Here is a 6,214-nt window from a genome sequence, read left to right as displayed (position 1 = left end):
GGCGAGTGCGGGTGCGTCGTGGCTGGTCGCGCAGTTCCCCGCGCCCCTCAAAAAGCGGGGCCTGCGGCCGTCGCTTTTTGACGAAGGGGCCGCAGGCCGTCTTCAGGGGCGCGGGGAACTGCGCGATCAGCCCCCACCCACCCGCACGAAGAATGGGTCGGGTAGGGGCGGCACGGGGGCGAGGACCCCCGGTCACTCCCCCGCCGCGGACGTCGCCTTCAGCGCCAGCCACAGCTCCATCCGGACATCGGGATCGTCCAGCGACCGCCCGAGGATCTCCTCCACCCGCCGCATCCGGTACCGCAGCGTGTGCCGATGCACCCCGAGGTCCGCCGCCGCCGCGTCCCACTGCCCGTGGCGCGACAGCCACGCCCGCAACGAGGCGACCAGGTCCCCCCGTCCGGTCGCGTCGTGGTCCCGCAGCGCGCGCAGCAGCCCGTCGGCGAAGGCCTGTACCGCGTCGTCCGCGAGCAACGGCAGCACGGACCCGGCCCCCAGTTCCTCGTGCTCGACCAGACACCGCCCTCGCCGCCGCGCCACCGACAGTGCCTGCTCGGCCTGCTTGTACGCGGCCGAGACCGCTATGGGCCCGGCCGGCCCGGAGAGGCCGACGACCAGTTCCTCCTCCTCGGAGAACGCGGCCGCCGCGGCAGCGCCCGCCGCCGAGGCGGACAGGGGAGCCGGGCCCGAGCCGGGGCCTCCGGCCGAGACCGCGGGACCGACCGCGGCCGGGGCGGCTCCCGAAGCCGCCGCCGACGTGCCGGCCGTACCCCCCGCACCCCGCGCGGTCGCCGCCCGTGCCGTCTCCAGCGCCGCCGCGAACTCCCCGCACGCGGCCACCGCCGCGCCCCCGTCCACGGCGAGCACGACCAGCCGCTGCCCCTCGGGCACGACGAGCACCGCTTCCCCGGCCCGCGCGGCCGCCGCCTCGACGACCTCGGCGAACTGCGCGAGCGGATCGCCGTTCGCAGTGGCGGCCAAGGCTGCGGCCCGGGACCGCCCGCTCTCCCGGCCGGCCTTCCCGCCGCTCCCGGCGGCGCCACCGTTCCCGGCCCCACCACCACCACCGCCGACGGCCGCACCGCTTCCGGTCGACGCACCGGTCGTACCGACCGCGCTCTCCGCCCGCGCCCGGGCCGCCGACGCTGAGCCCGACTCCGCGAGGATCAGCCGGAACGGCGCGTCCAGCAGCTCCCCGTAGAGATGCCCGGCGACGGCCCGCGCGTGGTCCGGCTCGCCGGCCAGCAGCATCCGCAGCACCGCCGCCCCGATCCGCTGCTCGGCGGCGCGCAACGAACGCGACCTCTCCGTCGTCAGCGTCAGCAGCGCGATCGCGGAGTGGACGGCGTACCGCTCGGCGGTGCCCAGCGCGGCGGCCGTGCCGACGGCGAGCGCGGCGCGGGCCCGGCGCCCGGTGCCGAGGGAGTGCAATTCGACGCGGTCCTCGCCGCCGACGACCGCGCTGGCCGGGGCGGGCCGGTCCCGCAGCCGTTCGACGTCGGCGGTGAGCCGCCCGGCCCGCCGCTCCGCCCACTCGGGCGCCGCGGCCACCACGGCACCGGAGGCGTCGTACAGCGCGGCCCACCCGTCGACCTGTGCGGCGAGCGCGGCGAGCACCCCCTCGGGACCGCCGCCCAGTGCCTGCTTGGTCAGTTCGCGCTGTGCGGCGAAGCCCGCCGTCACCGCCCGGTACTGGTCGGCGGCGATGGCGGCCGACACCGCCTTGCTGATGGCGAGGAAGGGCGTACGCCGGGGCACTTCCAGCAGGGGCAGCCCCTCGGCGTCCGCCGCCTCGACGAGCGCCTCGGGGACCTCCTCGTAGTTCACCCCGACGGCGAAACCGAGCCCGACGACCCCGGCTCCCACGAGCCGCCGTACATAGCGCCGCATCTCCTGCGGATCCTCCGCGTCCAGCTTGAGCGCGGTGATCAGCAGCAGTTCGCCGCCCTCCATGTACGGGACCGGGTCGGCGAGTTCACTGACGTGGGCCCAGCGGACGGGCACATCCAGGCGGTCCCCGCCCGCCCGCACGGTCAGCTTGAGCGCGGAGTGGTGGACGAGCGAGGCGAGCGTCGGGGGCATCGGGCCTTCAGAACGGTTCGGGTACTGCTCGGAACGGCGTCACGTGGGCGCCGGGGCGTCGGGCTCCCGGCCGGATCGGCGATCACCGTCGGTACGTTTTGGCCGCCGCGTATGAACGGCCTGTGCCGATTCTGCCTCACCGTACGGTCACCGCGCGCCCCTCACGCCCGATCCCGCGCCCCTTCCGCCCCCGACGGCCTCCGCCGGCCTCCGCCGACCTCCGCCGACGGCGTCTGTCGTTCAGCCCCGCAGGTTCACCAGCAGCGGCGGCGCGTGCTCGCCCCGGACGTCCGTCAGGGACAGCACCGCGTGGCCCGGCGGCACGGCGTGCGCCAGCTCGGACGCGGACCAGCGCTCCCGCTCGACCTGGCGCACGGTGACGGCGCGGGCGGTCGGCGCGGACCCCGTGATCACCCGGCGCAGCGCGTGCCACGCCTTGCCCGCCGGGGAGTCCGCGATGATCTGCCGGTCGGTGACGTCCCGCGCCTCGATCCACTCCTTGCCCCAGACCTCGGCGAAGTCCTGGCCGTCCCACGGAGTGATCCCGGACAGCGCCATACGGCAGCCGGTCGCGCCGAGCAGCGGCCCGCGCAACGGCCGGGGCACGTCGTCGAGGGTGCGCAGAGTGAGGACCGTGCCCGCGTTGGCGGACCGCAGCCGCTGGATGCCGCGGACGGCCTCGGGGGTGATGACGCCCGTCGCGTCGTCCAGCACCAGGCACGCGAACAGCGAGCGGTCCTCCCGTACCGACACGCTCGCGGTGAACTGCGCGAGCACCAGCCGGGCCAGGATGCGTGAGGCATCGGCGTGGCCGCGTTGGGGGAGGTCGATACGGACCCGTACGGGGTGGTCGAGCGCATGGAGGGAGAAGGGCCGGGACTGGCCGGAGGTGTCGAAGAACCCGGCGAAGGCGGGCCGGTCCAGCAGGGCGACCCGGTCGGCGAGGACGGAGCCGACGTCACCGGGGTGCCCGAGCTGCCGCTCACGCGCGTCCAGCTCCCGCAGCAGTGACTCCTGTCCGGCGTCCTGGAGCGCCTTGCGCAGCTCGCCCAGCGGGCCGGGGGCCCCGTCGAGCAGCTGCCGTAGCTGCGGGACCGACGGGAACCGCCCGTGCACCGCCCGGAACGGGCCGAGCAACTGCGCGAGGACCGTGGTCGAACGCCGGCTGTCGGCGCCGGGATGGGGGTCGGCGAGGTCGCCGACGAGCGCCTCGGCGAGGACGGCGGCCGCCTCGTCGGGGTCGGTGGTGCCGCCGTAGAGGTCGAGGTCGTACACGGACTCCGGGTTGCCGATGCGGACGACGACGTCGTAGGCGTCGGCCGGGCCGAGCCCCGCGCCCGCCGCGCCCACGACCACCACGGCGGCCCGGCCGGCCAGCGCGTGCAGGCACAGCGACTCGGCGACGGGCCACACGATGCCGCCGGTCTTCCCCGAGCCGGCGGGCCCGACGGCCAGCAGGGACGTGCCGAGCAGTTCCGGGCCGAGGGCGAGGCCGGTGCCGCGGTAGGCGTACGGGTTGCGGGAGTCGTCGGCGGTCGTGCCGAGCCGGACCTGCCCTGTCACCATGTCGTGCTGCGCGAGCCGGCCCGGCAGGTCCCGCTCCCCCGACGGGTGCAGACAGGCCGCCGCGCCGTCCTTCAGCACCGCGCCGGTGAACGTCGCCATGCTGTGCCGCCCACTGCGCACCCCCTGCCAGGCCCGCATGATCCGCGCGTGATCCACATCCCGCATGAGCCCGGCCCGCGCCTCGGCCCCCAGCCGATCGGCGACCTCGGCGGCACCGGCCTCCCTGAGCTGCGGCCATTCGGCGGGATCCTGCTCGGGCGGCGGTACGACCTGACGCTCCTGGGACTGCCGGAAGCGCGGGGCGCCGTACCGGCGCCAGACCTCGCCCCAGCGGCCGAGCCGCCCGACGCCGATCATGATCGCCAGCGCGACGATGGTGTACCAGACGTAGCTGAGGACGACCGCGGAGTACGAGTGGGCGGGGGCCCAGGAGTCCGGGATCATCGCGTAGAGCGGTACCAGCCACCAGCCGCCGAGGTAGCCGTTCCAGAGCAGGGACCAGATGAGCCAGCCGACGAGGAAGGCGATGACCGCGCCGCCGAGCAACTGGCGGCCCGGGACGATCTCGGGCTCCTCCTCGGGTCGCGGCCGGTGGCCGAGCCGCCAGACGCCGGGCGCGGCGTCCGGCCGGGGGGTCCGCAGCCAGGTCAGGAAGGTGTTCCCGTCGGGCCTGGGCGGTGCTCCGGGCACCCCCGCGGGCAGGGGAGGCAGCGGAGGCACCGCGGGCATCTCCGGCGATCCCGCCGGACGCGGCACAGGATTCGCATGCGTGCCCCGTGCGTCCCGCGTCCCGTCGCTGTTCATCGCCCTGCCCCCTGACCAGCCGTTCCGTCCACCATCAGCGAGCCAATCTAACGCTCCCGGAAAGGGAGTTCACCGTTTACGCGGCCGGGTACTCACCCGGGCTCACCGTTTTACGCGGTGGGACGCACACCCGTACCCACGGTTCCTCCATGTCCAACGCGGACAAGACGAACCCCCGACAACGCCCACATGGAGCATGCCCAGCCTCCGGTCCCCGCCCTAGCCTGCGAGAAAAGAAGGCAAGCGTCCGAGAACGCCCGCGCCCCGTCGGCCGCCACGAGCGCCGGCCCCGCCCCGTACGCCCGATGTCGTACAGACGCACGATCACCAGGGAGCTCCCATGACCGCCCTTCCGCCGCTTCCGCAGGAGCGCCGCGTAGTCACCGCCATTCCCGGACCGAAGTCGCAGGAGCTGCAGGCACGTCGTACCGCCGCGGTGGCGGCGGGTGTGGGCTCCGTGCTGCCGGTGTTCACCGCGCGCGCGGGCGGCGGGATCATCGAGGACGTGGACGGCAACCGGCTGATCGACTTCGGCTCGGGCATCGCCGTGACGAGCGTCGGCGCCTCCGCCGAGGCCGTGGTCCGCCGGGCCTCCGCCCAACTCCAGGACTTCACGCACACCTGCTTCATGGTCACCCCGTACGAGGGCTACGTGGCGGTCGCCGAGGCCCTCGCCGAGCTGACCCCGGGCGACCACGCCAAGAAGTCCGCCCTGTTCAACTCGGGCGCCGAGGCCGTCGAGAACGCCGTGAAGATCGCGCGTGCGTACACCAAGCGGCAGGCCGTCGTCGTGTTCGACCACGGCTACCACGGACGCACCAACCTGACGATGGCGCTCACCGCCAAGAACATGCCGTACAAGCACGGCTTCGGCCCGTTCGCCCCCGAGGTGTACCGCGTGCCCGTCGCCTACGGCTACCGCTGGCCGACCGGCCCGGAGAACGCGGGCCCGGAGGCCGCCGCCCAGGCCATCGACCAGATCTCCAAGCAGGTCGGCGCGGAGAACGTCGCCGCGATCATCATCGAGCCGGTCCTCGGCGAGGGCGGCTTCATCGAGCCCGCCAAGGGCTTCCTCCCGGCCATCGGCAAGTTCGCCTCCGACAACGGCATCGTCTTCGTCGCCGACGAGATCCAGTCGGGCTTCTGCCGCACCGGCCAGTGGTTCGCGTGCGAGGACGAGGGCATCGTCCCGGACCTGATCACCACCGCCAAGGGCATCGCCGGCGGTCTCCCGCTCGCCGCGGTGACCGGCCGCGCCGAGATCATGGACGCCGCCCACGCGGGCGGCCTGGGCGGCACCTACGGCGGCAACCCGGTCGCCTGCGCGGGCGCCCTCGGCTCCATCGAGACGATGAAGGAGCTCGACCTCAACACCAAGGCCAAGCACATCGAGGCGATCATGAAGTCCCGCCTCACCGCCATGGCCGAGAAGTTCGACGTCATCGGAGACGTCCGGGGTCGCGGCGCCATGATCGCCATCGAGCTGGTCAAGGACCGCACGACGAAGGAGCCGAACCCGGAGGCGACCGCCGCGCTGGCGAAGGCCTGCCACCAGGAGGGCCTGCTGGTCCTGACCTGTGGCACCTACGGCAACGTGCTGCGTTTCCTGCCGCCGCTGGTCATCGGCGAGGACCTCCTGAACGAGGGCCTCGACATCATCGAGCAGGCGTTCACCCGCGTCTGAGCCCTCCCGCTCGCCCCTCGTGAGCCTTCCCCCGTGAGCCCCTGGTGAGCCCCTGGTGAGCCCCTCGTGTGCCCCTCG

Annotated in this window: 3 protein-coding genes; 1 reads left to right on the top strand and 2 read right to left on the bottom strand. The window is 74.3% G+C overall.

Features of this window, described 5'->3' with window-relative positions; translation table 11 throughout:
* Window positions 1-192: 192 nt before the first annotated feature.
* Entirely contained in the window at window positions 193-2,082 is a 1,890-nt protein-coding gene (locus AOK15_RS24665; protein ID WP_055520471.1) for a PucR family transcriptional regulator, read from the bottom strand.
* A 240-nt stretch (window positions 2,083-2,322) separates the two neighbouring features.
* Window positions 2,323-4,452, bottom strand: coding sequence for a hypothetical protein (locus AOK15_RS24660; protein WP_055520470.1), 2,130 nt, complete (start codon window positions 4,450-4,452; stop codon window positions 2,323-2,325).
* 340 nt (window positions 4,453-4,792) lie between these two features.
* On the opposite strand from AOK15_RS24660, the gene gabT reads away from it, so the two are divergent.
* Window positions 4,793-6,136: a 4-aminobutyrate--2-oxoglutarate transaminase gene (gabT, locus tag AOK15_RS24655; protein ID WP_055520469.1), complete on the top strand. Its 1,344-nt coding sequence runs from the start codon at window positions 4,793-4,795 to the stop codon at window positions 6,134-6,136.
* Window positions 6,137-6,214: the final 78 nt, after the last annotated feature.

It is taken from the genome of Streptomyces ossamyceticus, from assembly GCF_001418475.1.
GTDB classification, from domain to species: Bacteria; Actinomycetota; Actinomycetes; order Streptomycetales; family Streptomycetaceae; genus Streptomyces; species Streptomyces ossamyceticus.
The sequence above is the reverse complement of the archived record's forward strand: the minus strand, read 5'-3'. Positions and strand labels throughout refer to the sequence as shown.

Coding starts and splice junctions, on each gene's coding strand:
- AOK15_RS24665 (WP_055520471.1), bottom strand. CDS start 2,082: ATGCCCCCGACGCTCGCCTCGCTCGTCCACCACTCCGCGCTCAAGCTG.
- gabT (WP_055520469.1), top strand. CDS start 4,793: ATGACCGCCCTTCCGCCGCTTCCGCAGGAGCGCCGCGTAGTCACCGCC.
- AOK15_RS24660 (WP_055520470.1), bottom strand. CDS start 4,452: ATGAACAGCGACGGGACGCGGGACGCACGGGGCACGCATGCGAATCCT.